The 16,789-nt window shown below is 64.0% G+C and carries 14 protein-coding genes; 5 read left to right on the top strand and 9 right to left on the bottom strand.

Going from position 1 to position 16,789, the window contains the following annotated elements; translation table 11 throughout:
• Positions 1-47: 47 nt before the first annotated feature.
• Together argS and EN857_RS21755 are read right to left on the bottom strand one after the other, a co-directional pair.
• On the bottom strand, positions 48-1,805 hold the full coding sequence (argS, locus tag EN857_RS21760) for an arginine--tRNA ligase (RefSeq protein WP_127283788.1): 1,758 nt from the start codon (positions 1,803-1,805) through the stop codon (positions 48-50).
• A 64-nt stretch (positions 1,806-1,869) separates the two neighbouring features.
• Complete coding sequence (locus tag EN857_RS21755) at positions 1,870-3,099, bottom strand: deoxyguanosinetriphosphate triphosphohydrolase (protein WP_127283789.1); 1,230 nt, start codon at positions 3,097-3,099, stop codon at positions 1,870-1,872.
• A 69-nt stretch (positions 3,100-3,168) separates the two neighbouring features.
• Between EN857_RS21755 and erpA the strand changes: the two genes are divergently transcribed.
• The 4 genes from erpA (at position 3,169) to EN857_RS21735 (ending at position 5,095) form a co-directional block, all read left to right on the top strand.
• Positions 3,169-3,516 (top strand): iron-sulfur cluster insertion protein ErpA, encoded by a 348-nt coding sequence (gene erpA, locus EN857_RS21750; protein ID WP_126054194.1) that lies wholly within the window; start codon positions 3,169-3,171, stop codon positions 3,514-3,516.
• Between the two features lie 10 nt (positions 3,517-3,526).
• On the top strand, positions 3,527-3,931 hold the full coding sequence (locus EN857_RS21745) for a VOC family protein (RefSeq protein ID WP_127283790.1): 405 nt from the start codon (positions 3,527-3,529) through the stop codon (positions 3,929-3,931).
• Positions 3,928-4,722, top strand: a complete 795-nt coding sequence (gene xth, locus EN857_RS21740; RefSeq protein WP_127283791.1) for an exodeoxyribonuclease III — start codon at positions 3,928-3,930, stop codon at positions 4,720-4,722. The genes EN857_RS21745 and xth overlap by 4 nt, the downstream gene beginning before the upstream one ends.
• A gap of 79 nt (positions 4,723-4,801) precedes the next feature.
• Positions 4,802-5,095, top strand: coding sequence for a hypothetical protein (locus tag EN857_RS21735; RefSeq protein ID WP_127283792.1), 294 nt, complete (start codon positions 4,802-4,804; stop codon positions 5,093-5,095).
• Positions 5,096-5,126: 31 nt separating this feature from the next.
• Here EN857_RS21735 and EN857_RS21730 read toward each other — a convergent pair whose 3' ends face one another.
• The 4 genes from EN857_RS21730 to EN857_RS21715 form a co-directional block, all read right to left on the bottom strand.
• Positions 5,127-5,963 (bottom strand): tetratricopeptide repeat protein, encoded by an 837-nt coding sequence (locus EN857_RS21730; protein WP_127283793.1) that lies wholly within the window; start codon positions 5,961-5,963, stop codon positions 5,127-5,129.
• Positions 5,950-7,674, bottom strand: a complete 1,725-nt coding sequence (gene ilvD, locus EN857_RS21725; protein ID WP_128346570.1) for a dihydroxy-acid dehydratase — start codon at positions 7,672-7,674, stop codon at positions 5,950-5,952. The genes EN857_RS21730 and ilvD overlap by 14 nt, the downstream gene beginning before the upstream one ends.
• Positions 7,675-7,976: 302 nt before the next feature.
• Positions 7,977-9,242 carry an OmpP1/FadL family transporter gene (locus tag EN857_RS21720; RefSeq protein ID WP_127283795.1) on the bottom strand — a complete coding sequence of 422 codons (1,266 nt, stop codon included), beginning with the start codon at positions 9,240-9,242 and terminating at the stop codon, positions 7,977-7,979.
• Positions 9,243-9,602: 360 nt separating this feature from the next.
• A complete protein-coding gene (locus EN857_RS21715) occupies positions 9,603-12,386 on the bottom strand; it encodes a valine--tRNA ligase (protein ID WP_128346569.1) in 2,784 nt (927 codons plus the stop codon).
• A 312-nt stretch (positions 12,387-12,698) separates the two neighbouring features.
• Between EN857_RS21715 and EN857_RS21710 the strand changes: the two genes are divergently transcribed.
• The gene (locus tag EN857_RS21710) at positions 12,699-13,331 is read left to right on the top strand and encodes a VOC family protein (protein WP_135858375.1); all 633 of its coding nucleotides are present in this window, start codon (positions 12,699-12,701) and stop codon (positions 13,329-13,331) included.
• A 60-nt stretch (positions 13,332-13,391) separates the two neighbouring features.
• Here the strand turns inward: EN857_RS21710 and EN857_RS21705 are convergent, their stop codons facing one another.
• The 3 genes from EN857_RS21705 to EN857_RS21695 form a co-directional block, all read right to left on the bottom strand.
• Entirely contained in the window at positions 13,392-14,225 is an 834-nt protein-coding gene (locus tag EN857_RS21705) for a PopZ family protein (RefSeq protein WP_135858373.1), read from the bottom strand.
• Between the two features lie 269 nt (positions 14,226-14,494).
• The gene (locus EN857_RS21700; RefSeq protein WP_127283802.1) at positions 14,495-15,883 is read right to left on the bottom strand and encodes a TolC family outer membrane protein; all 1,389 of its coding nucleotides are present in this window, start codon (positions 15,881-15,883) and stop codon (positions 14,495-14,497) included.
• Positions 15,884-16,066: 183 nt separating this feature from the next.
• The gene (locus EN857_RS21695; protein WP_127392898.1) at positions 16,067-16,741 is read right to left on the bottom strand and encodes a protein-L-isoaspartate O-methyltransferase; all 675 of its coding nucleotides are present in this window, start codon (positions 16,739-16,741) and stop codon (positions 16,067-16,069) included.
• Between the last annotated feature and the right edge of the window lie 48 nt (positions 16,742-16,789).

Genomic DNA, 16,789 nt, shown 5'->3' with positions numbered 1-16,789 from the left:
CTTACCAGCGCAATGTGGGCAAAAGGTGACAGGCTTTTTAGTCAAACCTAACGCATCTCGGTGGGCGCTTCGGCCCCAATCAGCGTCAGGCCGGACGTCAAAACGTCCGAAACAGCCTGCACCAGCCCCAGTCTGGCATACGTCAATTGTCGGTCGTTAACCTTAACAAAACGTAAGTCAGGATTATCCGTCCCCCGGTTCCAGTGCCCATGGAAGCTGGAAGCCAGATCGTAGAGGTAGAATGCCAGCCTGTGCGGCTCCAATGCAAGGGCCGCGGACTCAATCAGTCTTGGATATTCAGCCAGCTTCCGGATCAGGCCGATTTCGCCCTCGTCGGAGAGCGAAGCCACCGACGCCGTCAGCCGATTGCGGTCGAAATTGGCCTCGCCCAACTGCTCGCTCGCCTGCCGGAACACCGAGTGGCAGCGCGCCGAGGCGTATTGCACGTAGAACACCGGATTGTCCTTCGACTGCTCGGTCACCTTGGCGAAGTCGAAATCGAGCGGCGCGTCGTTCTTGCGGTAAAGCATCATGAAGCGGATCGGGTCGCGGCCAACCTCTTCGACGACCTCGCGCAGCGTGACGAAATCGCCGGACCGTTTCGACATGCGGACCGGCTCGCCGTCGCGGAACAGCTTGACCAACTGGCAGAGCAGGACGGTGAGCTTCACCTCGTCGCCCGCGACCGCGCGCGCCAGCGCCTCAAGCCGCTTGACGTAGCCGCCATGGTCGGCTCCCAGGACATAGATCAGGTCGACGAAGCCGCGGTCGACCTTGTCCTTGAGATAGGCGACATCAGCGGCGAAATAGGTGAAGGAGCCGTCCGACTTGACCAGCGCCCGGTCCATGTCGTCGCCGACGGCGGTCGAGCGGAACAAGGTCTGCTCGCGATCTTCCCAGTCGTCCGGCTTCTCGCCCTTGGGCGGCGGCAGCTTGCCCTTGTAGATATGCCCCTTCAGCGTCAGGTCGGCGATTGCCGAGCGGATCTTCCTGGCATTGTCGGCATGCAGCGTGCGCTCGGAGAAGAACACGTCGTGGTGCACGTTGAGCAGCGCCAGATCCTCGCGGATCATCGCCATCATGGCATCGATGGTGCGGTTCTTGACGATGGCGAGCGCCTCGTCTTCCGGCATCTGCAAAAGCTTGCCGCCAAACTCCTTTACCAGCGCCTGGCCGACCGGAATGAGATAGTCGCCCGGATAGAGCCCGGCCGGTATCTCGCCGATCGCCTCGCCGAGCGCCTCGCGGTAGCGGAGCAAAGCCGAGCGGCCGAGCACGTCGATCTGCGAGCCGGCGTCGTTGATGACATATTCCTTGGTCACGTCGTAGCCGGCGAAGGCCATCAGATTGGCGAGCGTGTCGCCCACCACCGCGCCCCGGCAATGGCCGACATGCATCGGGCCGGTCGGGTTGGCCGAAACATATTCGACATTGGCCTTGCGGCCGCCGCCGATGGTCGAGCGGCCATAGTTGCGGCCCTCGCCGAGCAGCGCCGCCAGGTGCGCCTGCCAGAACCCGTCATGCAGCCTGAGATTGACGAAGCCCGGACCGGCGACATCGGCCGCCGCGACGTCGGCGTCGCCACGCAACGCCTCGGCCAGCCTTTCGGCAAGCGCGCGCGGGTTCTGCCCGGTCGGCTTGGCAAGCACCATCGCGGCGTTGGTGGCGAGATCGCCATGGCTGGCATCGCGCGGTGGCTCGACGGCGATGCGCGACAGGTCGAGCGGCGCGCCGTCCTTGTCTTTCAGGTCAAGCGCTTCTACGGCTTTTATGACTCGCGCGTTGAAATCGGCGAAGATGTTCATTGGGTCTGGCTCTGGCGGCTGTGCTAGGGAATCCGGCTCGTTGGCCGGCAAAATCGCGCTCGCCCTAGCTCAAATCGGGCGTGTGGTCAAACAAGCGACGGTGTTCCTTCAGGGCGTAGGTATCGGTCATGCCCGCCAGGAAATCGGCGACGCTGCGCGCCTTGATGCGATCCTGCGCCCTATCGAGGCCTTCGCGCCAGCCGTCGGGCATGGCGCGCGGATCGGCGAAATAGGCATCGAACAGATCCCTGACGATCCCTTCGGCGTCGGCACGCACGCGCATGACCTCGCTGTGCCGGTAAAGATGCTTGTAGAGGAAGGCCTTCAATTCCTTCTCGGTCGCGGCCATGCCGGCGGAGAAGGTCACCATCGTCTCGCCCGCCGCCCGCACGTCGTCGGCGCTTGCCGGCTTCAGGCGCTCGAGATTGGCGTGGGTGGAGGCAATCACGTCCTCGACCATCATGGTGATCTGGCGGCGCATCAGTTCATGGCCGGTGCGCACGGCGTCGAGCGCCGGATAGCGCTCCCGCACGCTCGCCAGGATCGAGCCCGGCAAGGTGACGTCCTCCAGCATGTCCAGCGTCAGGAAGCCCGACCGCAGACCGTCATCGATGTCATGGGTGTTGTAGGCGATATCGTCGGCGATCGCCGCGCACTGCGCCTCGATGCCGGCAAACCGGTCGAGTTCGAGATCATGCAGCTCCGAATAGTCGCGGATCGCCTGCGGCACCGGGCCCTTCAGCCCCTGCCCTTTGGCATCCGTCAGCGGCCCATTGTGCTTGACCAGCCCCTCCAGCGTTTCCCAGGTGAGGTTCAGCCCGTCGAACTCGGCATAACGCCGCTCAAGCCGCGTCACCACGCGCAGCGACTGCGCATTGTGGTCGAAGCCACCCCAGGCAGCCATCTTCTCATTCAACGCCTCCTCGCCGGTATGGCCGAAGGGCGTGTGGCCGAAGTCGTGCACCAGGGCCACGGCTTCGGCCAGATCCTCGTCGCCGCGCAGCGCCCGCGCCAGAGCGCGCGCAATCTGCGCAACCTCGATCGAATGCGTCAGCCTGGTGCGGTAGTGGTCGCCCTCATGCGCGACGAACACCTGCGTCTTGTGCTTCAGGCGGCGGAAGGCAGTCGAATGGATGATGCGGTCGCGATCGCGCTGGAACGGCGTACGGGTCGGGCTTTCGGCCTCCTCGAACAGCCGCCCGCGCGAGCGCGCGGGATCGCTGGCATAGGCGGCGCGCGGCCGGTAGCCGAACCCTATGTCGCCGAGAGCATCCTTGCCCTGCCGCTCGTCCATTCACCCACCAGTTGACTTGGCCCCGCCCGCTTCATACCTATCATATGAAACCGAAAGCAAGGTGACGCCATGGGCGCCGATGCCAAGACTGCCATGAAGGTCGAGATGACCGACGCCGCCGCCAAGCGGATCGCCAGGATCGTGTCCGGCGAGCCAGGCAAGACGGCGCTGCGCGTCTCGGTCGAAGGCGGCGGCTGCTCCGGCTTTTCCTACAAGTTCGACCTCGTCGACACACGCAACGACGACGACGTCGCCATCGAGAAGGACGGCGCCACCGTGCTGATCGACGACCTGTCGCTGGTCTATATGGGCGGCTCGGTGATCGACTTCGTCGACGACCTGATGGGCCAGTCGTTCCAGATCAGGAATCCGAACGCCGTCGCCTCCTGCGGCTGCGGCACCAGTTTTTCTGTTTAGCTGAAATCGGATGCCTGCCGTCGGGGCGGTTCGTCAGGTCGCGCTCTCGGCCGGCCGCGATCTCGACATCACGCTCGCCTTCTGGCGTGACGTGCTCGGCATGGGCGTGCATGCGCGCTACGATCCGCCGGGCATCGCCTTCATCATGGCCGGCGACGTGCGCCTGTTCTTCACCGATGGCGTGCCGGCGGGCATCGTCTATCTCGACATTACCGGCCTCGAAGCCTTCCATGCGCAGGCGAAGGCCGCGGGCATTCCCTTCACCGCGCCGCCGGCACTAGTCCATCGCGACACCGAAGGCCAGTTCGGTCCGGCGGGGGAAAGCGAGTGGATGGCCTTCCTAAAGGACCCGGCAGGCAATACGATCGGCCTCGTCGAACGCCTCCCGTCCGAAGATCCCAAGGGCAATCCATGAAAATCGTCACCTGGAACATCAACGGCGTTCGCGCCCGCATCGGCAACCTCACCCACTGGCTGACCGAAAGCGCGCCCGACATCGTCTGCCTGCAGGAGATCAAATCGGTCGACGAACAGTTCCCGCGCGCCGAGGTCGAGGCGCTCGGCTACAATGTCGAGACCCATGGCCAGAAGGGCTTCAACGGCGTCGCCCTCCTGTCGAAACTGCGCTTCGATGAAGTTATCAAGGGCTTGCCCGGTGATGACGAGGACGAGCAGGCGCGCTTCATCGAGGGCGTGTTCTCGACCGACAGGGGCGCGCTGCGCGTCGCCTCGCTCTATCTGCCGAACGGCAATCCGATCGATGACGAGAAGAAGTTCTCCTACAAGCTGTCGTGGATGGCGCGGCTGGAGAGGTGGGCGCAGGAGCGGCTGCGGCTCGAAGAGGCGCTGGTGCTGGCCGGCGACTACAATGTCATCCCCGAAGCCGCCGACGCCCGGTTCCCGGAGAACTGGCTGCGCGACGCCCTGTTCCAGCCGCAGACGCGGCAGGCCTTCCGTCGGCTAAAGAACCTCGGCTTCACCGAAGCGGTGCGCGCCGTCACCGATTCGTCCGATGTCTACACGTTCTGGGACTATCAGGCCGGCGCCTGGCAGAAGAACAACGGCATCCGCATCGACCACCTGCTTTTGTCGCCCGAAGCCGCCAACCGTTTTTCCTCGGCCTCGGTCGAAAAGCATGTCCGCGCCTGGGAGAAGCCATCCGACCATGTGCCGGTGGCGATCGAGCTGGCGCTGCAGCCCGCCTGAGGGCTACTCACGCAAATCTCCGCAAAACCCTGATATCGCCACAAATTGCGCGTTTGATGCGACTTGCTGCGGGGGTTCGATGGCGATCCGGTTTGTTCTTTGCTCGGCTGGCCTTGTGTTGGCGTTGATCGCGCCGGCACCGGTGCTTGCCGCCCAGGCATGCCTTGCCAACGGCAAATCGTTCAAGATTGGTGAGACCGCCTGCCTGACGATTGCCGGCGAAAGCCACCTCGCCCGCTGCGACATGGTGCTCAACAACACCTCGTGGACCAAGATCCATGACGACTGCCCGGGCACGACCCCGCCGGTCATGACCACGCCGATCTCGACGCCCGCGCCAAGCATGGTGCCGACGGAACCGACCGAGAACTGATTTACCTGGAGTGACTTGGCAGCGGCGCGGCTTACTGGTCGCCGCCGCCCTTCGTCAGGATGTCGTCGGCGAGCGAGATGGCCGTGCGGCGGTCGGCTTCGCCGGCGGCGGCGAAGGCCTCTTCCTGCATGCTGCGGATCCACGGCTGGTCGGCCGGTGCGGCACGTTCGAGTGCGGCCGTCATCATCGCCAGGCCGCGCACCACCTTGCCGCTCTGGAACAGGAGGTTGCCGAGCGTCGCCTGCGCGCCGGCATGGCCCTTCTCGGCCGCCAGTTGGAGCCAGCGCCCGGCCTGCTTGACGCTTGCCTTGACGCCGCCCTCGCCTTTCAGGAACATCTGCCCGATTTCGAACTGGGCGTTCGGATTGCGGTAGTTGGCGGCGGCGCGCATGTAGTATTCCTGCGCGGCCACCTCGTTCTCGGTGACCGGGCTGCCGGGTATGCCCTTGCGCAGATAGTCGCCGAGCGCCACCAGCGCGTCGGAGACATAGCTCTCCTCGGGCGATCCGGGCTCGACATCCTGGTCGACGATCTCCGAGAAGAACTTGAAGGCCGCGTAGTCGTCGCGCGCCACGCCGTCGCCTTCGGCATACATGCGCGCAAGCTTCCAGGTGGCGCCGATCTGGCCGTTCTCGGCGGCATATTTGTAGGCCTCGACCGCCTGGTCCTTGTGGCCGTTCTTGTAGGCGGAAAAGCCGAACTGGAACACCGCCCACGGGCTGGACTGCGGCTTCACGCCGGTCTTGTCGTCGAACACCTTGTCGTCGAAGGCCACGGCCTGGCCCACGGCGCCGAAGGTCGCGCCAAAAGTGGCGAACACGACCAGTGCCGAAAAGACAGACGACCTCAACACCTCAGATATCCGCATAGCAATGTGTTTCTTCCGCACCGCCCGGATGGGTCACCGCGCCGTCGCGGGCCGATCCGACCGTCTGCGCATATTTCCAGATCGCGCCCGACTGATAGTCGGTCTTGCGCGCCTTCCACGTCTTCTTCCTCGCCGCCAGTTCGGCGTCGGACAGCGCCACCTCGATCGTGCCGTTGACCGCATCGATCGAGATCACGTCACCGTCCCTGATGAGCCCGATCGGGCCGCCTACAGCCGCCTCCGGCCCGACATGGCCGATGCAGAAGCCGCGCGTCGCGCCCGAGAACCGTCCGTCGGTGATCAGCGCCACCTTGCCGCCCATGCCCTGGCCGTAGAGAGCCGCCGTCGTCGACAGCATTTCCCGCATGCCCGGACCGCCGCGCGGACCCTCGTAGCGGATGACGAGAACCTCGCCTTCCTTGTAATTGCGCTGCGTGACCGCTTCGAAGCACTCCTCTTCCGAATCGAAGCAACGCGCCGGACCCGAGAATTTCAGTTCCGACATGCCCGCGACCTTCACGATCGCGCCTTCGGGGGCAAGGTTGCCCTTCAAACCCACCACACCGCCTGTCTTGGTGATTGGCCGGTTGGCGGGACGGACCACATCCTGGCTGTCATTCCAGGCAACATGCTGCATGTTTTCGGCCAAAGTACGGCCGGTCACCGTCATGCAATCGCCGTGCAGATAGCCATGGTCGAGCAGCGTCTTCATCAGCAGCGGAATGCCGCCGGCCTCGAACATGTCCTTGGCGACATATTTGCCGCCGGGCTTGAGATCGGCGATGTAAGGCGTCTTCTCGAAGATCGCGGCGACGTCGAAGAGGTCGAACTTGATCCCGGCCTCATGCGCGATCGCCGGCAGGTGCAGCGCGGCATTGGTCGAGCCGCCGGTGGCGGACACCACGGTCGCGGCGTTCTCCAGCGACTTCAGCGTGACGATGTCGCGCGGCCGGATGTTCTTCGCGATCAGCTCCATGACCTTTTCGCCGGAGGCGTAGTTGAAGCGGTCGCGCATCTCGTATGGTGCCGGCGCGCCGCAGGAATAGGGCAGCGCCAGGCCGATCGCCTCGGCGACGGTGGCCATCGTATTGGCGGTGAACTGGGCACCGCAGGAGCCGGCCGACGGACAGGCGGCCTGCTCGATCTCGAGCAGTTCGGCGTCGCTGATCGTGCCGACCGAATGCTGGCCGACCGCCTCGAACACATCCTGCACGGTGATCTGCCGGCCGCGATAGCTGCCGGGAAGGATCGAGCCGCCATAGATGAAGATCGACGGGACGTTGAGGCGCACCATGGCCATCATCATGCCGGGCAGCGACTTGTCGCAACCGGCAAGACCGACCAGTGCGTCGTAGCAATGGCCACGCATGGTCAGCTCGACCGAATCGGCGATCACCTCGCGCGACACCAGCGACGATTTCATGCCCTGGTGGCCCATGGCGATGCCGTCGGTGACGGTGATGGTGCAGAACTCGCGCGGCGTGCCGTTGGCGGCGGCGACGCCTTTCTTGACCACCTGCGCCTGACGCATCAGCGAGATGTTGCAAGGTGCCGCCTCGTTCCAGCAGCTGGCGACGCCGACCAGCGGCTGCGCGATCTCGGCCGCAGACAATCCCATGGCGTAGAGGTACGAGCGATGCGGCGCGCGCGCCGGACCCACGGTCACGTAGCGGCTGGGCAGCTTGGCCTTGGAGATAGCTCTGGCGTCCATACTCGTCCTTGCCGCGGGCGGTGCGGCCTGCCCCATCGCCGAGCCTTTTGGCGCGTGTCCCGAGACCATTTCGAGGTGCGCCGGGTTTATGGCGGGAAATGGGCAATCCCCCTGGCCGGAACTGTAGCGCTGGGGTTGTTCATAAAGTGTTGCTAAAACGTCACAATTGTGAGGGGCGCGGGATGTGCGGCTTATCTGCAACGCGGCGAGATTGGTGCGGCTACGGCGACACCCGCACGCCTGACGGCACCAACAAAAAAGGCCGGGCAATGCCCGGCCTTTTTGTGTTCAGTCTGAATGGCTTACCACTTCACCTTAAACGAGGTGGAGAGGGCGGAAACAAGGTCGTTGCCGAAGTCGGCGGTATAGTCGGTGCCGTAGGTGACGCCGTCGCTGCCGACGACCGGATGTATCGACCCGCTGGTGAGCACACCCAACGCGCCACCGAAACGGAGCTCGATGTTCTGGGTCGGCGTGTACGCCACGCCGCCGCTGATGGTCCAGGTGTCGGTCTGGGCGCTGAGGCCGGTGGTGGTACCACGATCCCAGGTAAGAACTGCCGCACCGCTCCACTGATCGTTGAACTTGTGGCCGATACCGCCGGAGACCGTCCATCCGTCCCTGTAGAGCAGATCCAATGACGTCGCGCGAACCACGCTGGTGGTGGTGCAGGCAAACGCGCCCTTCGTCGCAGTCGGGCAGAACGGGATGCTCTGCAATTGGCTCCAGTTCATCCACTTGACGGAGCCGAAGGCGAGCCATCCTGGCGCGATACCAGACTGCAGCTTCAGTTCCACCGAGTCCGGCACTTCAGAGGAGCCATAGACATTGGTTACGGTACCCAGCAGCGGATTTGTCGGATCGATGATGCTGGAAACCTGGGTCAGGTCGAGCGTTCCGGCGAGATTATCGAGCTTCACCGCCGAATTGTAGACCAGGCTGGCGCGCAGAGCGATTTCCGGAATCTCATAGGCAACACCGGCACGCCATCCCCAGCCATCTCCCTCGAGATCGAGGCGTCCTACGCCCGTGCCCAAGAATGCCGGGAGAGGAGCAACCAACTGCTCCTTGAAGCCCGAAACATCCTCGTGAAATACGCCGCCAAGAACCCGAAACTGACCTTTTCCAAGGTCCATCTTGTACGAGCAGGTTGCGCCCAGCGCTTCGCTCTTTACCTTGGTTATGATATTGCCGTTCGCACCGGCCCAATTGGCGCCGGGATTGCTGAACGCTCCGATCGGTTGGCCGTAGTCGCCGAGGCAATCGACAGGGCCCATGCCGATCTTAATGCCGGCGCTTGGCACCCAATAGCTTTCGGTATCGCGGGCGGAGTTGGGCGCGCCCAACAAATTAAGCGGACCATTTGTCGGGTCGATGTCCACCACATTCTTCAGGTCTCGTTGCGGCATCACATAGGTGGCGGAAGCCTCGCCGGTGACCTGCGCTGGATCGAACAGCAGGTCGATGTCGTAACCGCCGCGTTCCAGGCCGCCGGCATGCGCGGAACCGATCGCGGCCAGCGAAAAGCACCCCGCCCCCAGCAGTGCTTTCAAACGCAAATTGATCATGGATGTCCTCCCCGAAATACTAGTGGATCAAGCTAGAACCAATTCGGGTTAACGGCGCAACAATGAATTCGGAAGGCGTACATGTACACCTTGGCCGGCCGCCTTTGGGGCCTATCGGCGCATGCCGCCGCCTAGCTGAAAAATGGCTTTGCCGGGGCAACTCGGCGGAAAAAATCTGTGAAACCTGTCACAAAAAGCTCAAAAACAAGGTCTTTCGGGGCCATTTGGCCCCATTGTTACATTATGGCAACAATGGGGCTAAAACTTTCCGTTTACGTCAAAATTAACCCAACGGCATGGCCGTTTTCGAGGCAATTGACCTACCGGAAACCTGCCTCCAAGTAGAGGCGAATCTTGACTTCAGCCGGCGTCGCGGACCCGCGTCAACGCCACCGAAAGCTTCTCCTGCGCCTCGCGGTATTCGGCCAGTTTTTCGCGTTCGGCCTCGACCACTTCTTCCGGCGCATTGGCGACGAATTTCTCGTTCGACAGCTTCTTGTGCAGGCGGGCGATCTCCTCGGTCACCTTGGCCAGTTCCTTCTGCAGCCGCGCCGCTTCCGCCGCGAGGTCGATCAGGCTGCCGAGCGGCAGGCACACCGTCGCCTCGTTGAGCACCATCTGCGCCGAGCCCTTCGGCGGCGCGTCGACCAGCGCGATGTCGCCGACGCGCGCCAGCCGCTTGATGGCCTGGGCGTGGCGCTCCAGCCGCTCTTGCGTCAGCGTGTTGGCGCCGATCCCCATCAACGGCGCGATCGCCGCCGGCGGCACGTTCATTTCCGAGCGCACCGAGCGGATGCCGGAGACGAGATCGACCAGCCAGTTGATGTCGGCGGCCGCGTCCGCGTCCTCGAAGTCCGGCGACGGCCAGGCGGCGTGGCAAAGCAGCGAAGCGCGCTCCTGGCCCTCGCCGGCGGTCTGCGCCCACAGCTCCTCGGTCATGAACGGCATCATCGGATGCAACAGCTTGTAGATCTCGTCGAGCACGAAGGCGACGCAGGCGCGGCTCTCAGCCTTGGCCGCCTCGTCCGTGCCCATGAATACAGGCTTCAGGAGTTCCAGATACCAGTCGCAGAACAGATTCCAGACGAACCGGTAGGCGGCACCCGCCGCCTCGTTGAAGCGGTATGAGGAAATACCGTCGGTGATGTCGCGCGCCGCCCGCGTCAGCTCGGTGAGGATCCAGCGGTTGACCGCGAGCTTGGCGTCGTTCAGCCAGAAATCGTCATTGCGCGCGACCTCGTTCATCTCGGCAAAGCGCGTCGCGTTCCAGAGCTTGGTGCCGAAATTGCGGTAGCCGGCGATGCGCGCCGGATCGAGCTTCACGTCGCGCCCCTGCGCGGCCATCACGGCAAGCGTGAAGCGCAGCGCATCGGCGCCGTATTCGTCGATGAGCTCGAGCGGATCGATGACGTTGCCTTTCGACTTCGACATCTTCTGCCCGTTCTTGTCGCGCACCAGCGCATGGACATAGACCGTGTGGAACGGCTCCTCGTCCATGAAATGCAGGCCCATCATCATCATGCGGGCGACCCAGAAGAAGATGATGTCGAAGCCGGTGACCAGCACATCGGTCTGGTAGTAGGTCTTGAGCTCCGGCGTCTGGTCCGGCCAGCCCAGCGTCGAGAACGGCCACAGCGCGGACGAGAACCAGGTGTCGAGCACGTCCTCGTCGCGGCTCAGGATCTCGCCCGGCTTGAAATTCTCGAGCTTGTCCTCGACCCATGCCTTCCACGGCCCCTCCAGCGCCAGGTAGTATTCGATCGCCGCGGCCAGCGCCTCTTCCTCGGTCTTCTCGACAAAGACGCGTCCATCCGGCCCGTACCACGCCGGGATCTGGTGGCCCCACCAGAGCTGGCGCGAGATGCACCAGGGCTGGATGTTTTCCATCCAGTCGAAGTAGGTCTTTTCCCAGTTCTTCGGCACGAAGTTGGTGCGGCCCTCGCGCACCGAGGCGATCGCCGGCTTCGCCAGTTCGATCGTGTTGACATACCACTGGTCGGTCAGGAACGGCTCGATCGGCACGCCGCCGCGGTCGCCATGCGGCACCGTATGGCGATGCGCCTCGATCTTGTCGAGGAAGCCGCCGGCCTCCATCAGCTCGACGATCCTCTTGCGCGCGGCGAAGCGGTCGAGGCCATTGAGCTCGTCCCAGACGGCCCGGCGTTCCGGCGTCACTTCGAGGCCGGCGAGGAAATCCTCATTGTCCTTGAGGGTGATCGCCGCCTCGACGGTGAGGATGCTGATCGCCGGCAGCTTGTGGCGCTTGCCGACCTCGAAGTCGTTGAAGTCGTGCGCCGGCGTGATCTTGACCGCGCCTGAGCCCTTTTCCGGATCGGAATATTCGTCCGCCACGACGGGGATCCTGCGGCCGACGATCGGCAGGATGACGTTCTTGCCGACCAGATGACGGAAGCGTTCGTCGTCCGGGTGCACCGCCACCGCCGTATCGCCAAGCATCGTCTCGGGACGCGTCGTCGCGACCGTGATGAACGTCTTGGGGTCTTCCGGGTCGAAGACAGCCCCCTCGACCGGATAGCGGAAGTGCCAGAGATTGCCGTTGACCTCGTGTTGCTCGACCTCCAGGTCGGAGATCGCGGTGAGCAGCTTCGGGTCCCAGTTCACAAGGCGCTTGTCCTTGTAGATCAGCCCTTCCTTGTAGAGCGTCACGAACACTTCCAGCACCGCCCTGGACAGGCCTTCGTCCATGGTGAAGCGCTCTCGGCTCCAGTCGGCCGAGGCGCCGAGCCGCTTCAGCTGATTGAAGATCGCGCCGCCGGATTGGGCCTTCCATTCCCAGACCTTCTCGATGAAATCCTCGCGCGAAAGATCGCGGCGGTGGATCTGCTTTTCCATCAGCTGGCGCTCGACCACCATCTGCGTGGCGATGCCGGCATGGTCCATGCCCGGTTGCCACAGCACGTTCTTGCCGCGCATGCGCTCGAAGCGCACCAGTATGTCCTGCAGCGTGTTGTTGAGCGCATGGCCCATATGCAGCGAGCCGGTGACGTTCGGCGGCGGGATGACGATAGTGAAGGCCTCCGCCCCCTCCTCCGCGCCTGCGCCGGCGCGAAAGGCGTCCGCCTCTTCCCAAATCTTGGCGATCCTGGGCTCGACGGTCTTGGCGTCATAGGTCTTTTCAAGCATGGGAAAGTGGTCCGCGCTGTCGGGATCTTGCTGGTCCGGTGTAAATCGGAAGGCTTTGGCCAAGTCAACCGCAAGGGCCGCCTCGGGTCATGAGAAGCAGATAGGCGTAGCGCGGATCGGATCAAGCAGGAGCTGTTCTTCGATCCACTCGTCGACGATGGCCGGCCCCCAATTCGCCGGAGAAAGCCTTGTCACTCTCGTCTTGACCACTGATCCCAGCCATCTTACCTTGCCAGCGCTGCTGTAGGGCGCATCGGCTTCCAGCCGGAGGGGCATTGCCCGCCTACGCCACCTCAACCCCGCAATGCGCCCATGCCGACCCTCGAACACCACAAGAAACAGGCCAAGCTCTATCTCAAATGGCACCGCGAGCGGTATTATCCCGTCACCGCTGTGATTGGATGGCTCTTGCCGCGTTTTCACCATCTCAGCGACAGCCAAATCCTCGATCACGGCTTCAAGCTTGCCGATGCCCAGGAACTCGTCGCCAGGAAGTCAGGTTTCGAGAGCTGGCAGGCGCTGAAGGAAGGCCTTCAAACCGTGACCGATCATGCAGCAGCAGACGCCGCAAAACCGCATCTCGCCTTTGCCGAGCCACAACTCTTTGTCTGCGACATCGCAGCGGCCTGTAATTTCTACCGGCAAAAGCTCGGTTTCGGGACGCGCTTCACCTATGGCGAGCCGCCCTTCTACGCCCAAATCATCCGCGATGGCGCACGGCTCAACCTGCGCCATGTCGACAAGCCTCCACTCACCGCCAATTCGACCGTTGACCTGCTGGCGGCGACGATCATTGTCGACAACATCAAGGCTCTGTTTTTGGAGTATCAGGCAGCCACGGCCCCGTTCCACCAGACATTGCGGACCGAACCCTGGGGCGCCCGCACGTTCATCGTCAAGGATCCCGACGGCAACCTCATCTGCTTCGCGACGAGCGCGGGCTGACCATCGACAAAAACGCCGCCTCATGGGCGGCGTTTCGAGAGTGATCGTTGGAGGAGATTACTACGCGCCGCGCGCGACGCGCTCTATTTCCTCGCGGACCAGGCGCTCGACCAGCGTCGGCAGATTGTTGTCCAGCCAGTCCTGCAGCATTGGCCGCAGCATGTCCTCGGCCATCTCGTCGAAGCTTTTCTTGCTGCGGCTGGCAAAGGCATCGGAGAGCTCGCCAAAGGCGGCGGCGACCTGGCGGCCGACATGCTCTGAAAGGATCGCCGGGCGGGCGGGCGGCGCCTCGGCCGCGGGCTGCGGCGCCGTCGCAACATGCGCGGCGGCCGGCTCGTAACCGGCTTCGTCCGCCAGCTCGTCCTCTCCTATCTCGAGCTCAGGTTCAACCGCCGGCGCGCGCGGCTCGACCCGCTCCGGCCTGCTCACAGCCTTCGCCGTCTCGCCGACGGCGGCGATCTCGCGCCGCCAGTCGGCAACGATCGTATCGCTGGTTTCGACAACTTTCTCCGGTGCGGCTGGGCCCGGCTCGGCGGCGATCCTGGCGCTCACCTCGGCGAGCGTCACCGGCGCCTTCAGCTCGACCGCCGGAGCGGCATCCGCGCGCGTATGCGTTTCCATGCGGGCGACGACCGGTTCGGCCGCCAGTTGCGCCTGCACCTCGGCCAGCGAGACCGGTTTGCGGGCTTCGGTCCCGGCATTGAGTTCGGCACGGAAGGCATCTACATCCGGAGCCGGCACGACCGCCGCCGGCGCGGGCTGGAGATCCTGGCGCAATTCGTTCGCGTCACCCGGCTGCTTGCGCCCGGTGTCGCTGTCTTCGATGATCCTCCTGATGGAAGCCAGTATCTCTTCCATGGAAGGTTCGCGCTGCGCGCTGCTTGCCGTCGCCATTGTCACATCCGCCGCTCTTGTGACCCATTCCAGATTTTCGCCCCGGCAAAAGCCGGATTCGAATCATGGCAACAGGGTAGCCGACGGATCGCCGTCCGAGAATCCCCATTCTGGGGAGATGTTGGATTTCAACAGATTAGCTTATGCCTCAGGCTCTCGGATGGCCGCGGCAGAGGAGGAAGGAGCATCGGGCCCGACAATGCCAAACGCCGCGCATCCGTTGGACACGCGGCGTCTTGCCGAGCCGAACCTTGATTGCAGTGGACGCTTTAGCGGCCGTCGGGCGTGCGCAGCCCGTACCACTTGTCCTTGACGGCGTTGTAGTGCTCTTCCGGCTTGTACTTCGTCACGTTGAGCGCGAGGCGATCGACCGACAGCCGGCCGGTCGCCGACAGGATGGCGTAGCTCGCCACCACCACGTCGCGCTCCGAACTGGCAAGGTTGATCTTGGCGCTGATGACGGCGTTCTGCGCGTTCAGCACGTCGAGCGTGGTGCGCTGGCCGACATTGCGCTCCTCGATGACGCCGTTGAGCGCCAGTTGGGCCGCGGCGATGACCTGCCTGTTGGCGGCGACGCTTTGCTGCGCGGCTGTGTACTGCGTCCACGCCGAGGTCACGGCCTGGCGCACCTGATCGCGGCTGACATCGACCTCGATGCGGGCCTGGCTCAGCGATTCCTTCTTCTGTCGCACCAGTGCCGAGGTGCGGCCGCCCGAATAGATCGGGATGGTCAGCGTCGCGCCGATGCTGGCCGAATTGGTGGTGCCGTCCGACGTGCTCAGGGCACCGGGCACGGTGTTGCGATAGGCGCTGGAAACGCCTGCATTGGCGGAAAGCTGCGGCAGCAGCGCGCCTTCCTGCGACTTCACCGCGAACGCCGCCGCGTCGACCAGGTGCGCGGTGGCAAGGATAGCCGGATGCTCGGCCGAGGCGATGACGATCGCCGCGTCGAGGCTGGACGGCAAAAGCCTGGCCAGCGGCGCCGCTGCCTTGAGCTTGCCGGGCTCGTCGCCGACGATCTGGTGATAGGTCGCCGCACTGGCCAGCGCCTGGGCGCGGGCGGCGCTGAGCTGCGCCACGGCGGTCGAGCGCGAGGCATCGGCCTGGGCTACGTCGGTGCGCGTGCCTTCGCCGACCTCGAAGCGCGAGCGCGCGGCGCGCGCCTGCTCGGTCAGGAACTGAAGGTTCTGTTCGGTGAGCACCGCCACCTGGCGGTCGCGGATGACATCCATATAGGCGCTTGCCGCGTTGAACAGGATGTTTTCCTCGGTGTTGCGCAGGCTTTCGACCGAGGCCCGGACCTGGGCTTCCGCGGCCGCGACGTTGTTCCTGGTCTGGAACCCGTCGAACAGCGTCTGGTCGATCTGCACGCCGAAATTGCCGGTGGTCAGGCGCACACTCTGGTTGGTGCCGTTCAGATGGCTGCTCGAATAGTCGATGCTGCCGGAACCGGTAACGGTCGGGCGCCAGCCGGACTTGGCGATGGCCACGCCCTCGTCGGTGACGCGCACACCGGCGCGGGCGGAATTCAGCTGCGAATTGTTCTGGTAGGCCTTGGCAAGCGCGCCGGTGATGGTTTCCGCCGAGGCGGCCAGCGGCGAAAGCGCTGTCGCGGAAACCAGGATGGCGGCTAGAACAGTCTTGCGTACGGACGGCACGTAATATCCCTCATTCGTTTGCATGGGAACCGCGCCACGACAGTCGCTCATCCATGAGCAGCCGGCGCCGCGCTTCTATCGTTCCCCCGCTGACTGCCCCCGAGAATACATGGTTATGCGATCAGCAACGATTGTTCAAATGCAAGCGATCACGACAGCGCGTTCACTGCAAGGCAAAAACGCTCAGAATTCAAATGCGTGGGTACGTTCAAAGCCAGGTAGTGGCTTAATTGCCGCATTAAACGCGCGTCTGCCCGTTACAACCCCCCCTGCTTTGAAAAAGAGCCTGGCCACGCCCGAATTGCCCTGCCCTTCAACGGCGACGAGACGGCCTTCCTCCGCAAGCTGGTCGAGCAGCGCGGCCGGCACTTCCTCGACGCTGCCGCCGACGAAGATCACATCGTAGGGCGCCTTGACGGCATGCCCCTGCGCCAACGGCCCGGTGACCACGGTCACGTTGTCGCAGGCCAGCGCCGAGAGCGCCGATCCGGCGATTTCCGCCAGCGCCGAATCGCTTTCCAGCGCAATCACGGAGCGGGCCAGCCGCGACAGAAGAGCGGCCGAATAGCCGGTGCCGCAGCCGACATCGAGCACCGAATCGCCGGCGCCGATCTCGGCCAGTTGCAAGAGCTTGGCCAGCGGCGAAGGCTCCATCAGATAGCGCGCGCCGCTGCCGTTGGCGCCGCTGGAGATGCGAATGTCCTCATCGATATAGGCAAGATCGCGCTGGCCGGCGCCGACAAAGCTCTCGCGCGGCACCGAAAGCATGGCATCGATCAACGGCGCGCTGGTCACGTCGGTGGTGCGGACCTGGCCATCGACCATCTTGACGCGGCGTTCGGAGAAATCAGCGCTCATCGTTCCAACCAATCCGCCCAACAAGGCCCGCCTGCCGCGCCACGACCG

Source organism: Mesorhizobium sp. M4B.F.Ca.ET.214.01.1.1 (assembly GCF_004791545.1).
Lineage (GTDB): Bacteria > Pseudomonadota > Alphaproteobacteria > Rhizobiales > Rhizobiaceae > Mesorhizobium > Mesorhizobium abyssinicae.
The sequence above is the reverse complement of the archived record's forward strand: the minus strand, read 5'-3'. Positions and strand labels throughout refer to the sequence as shown.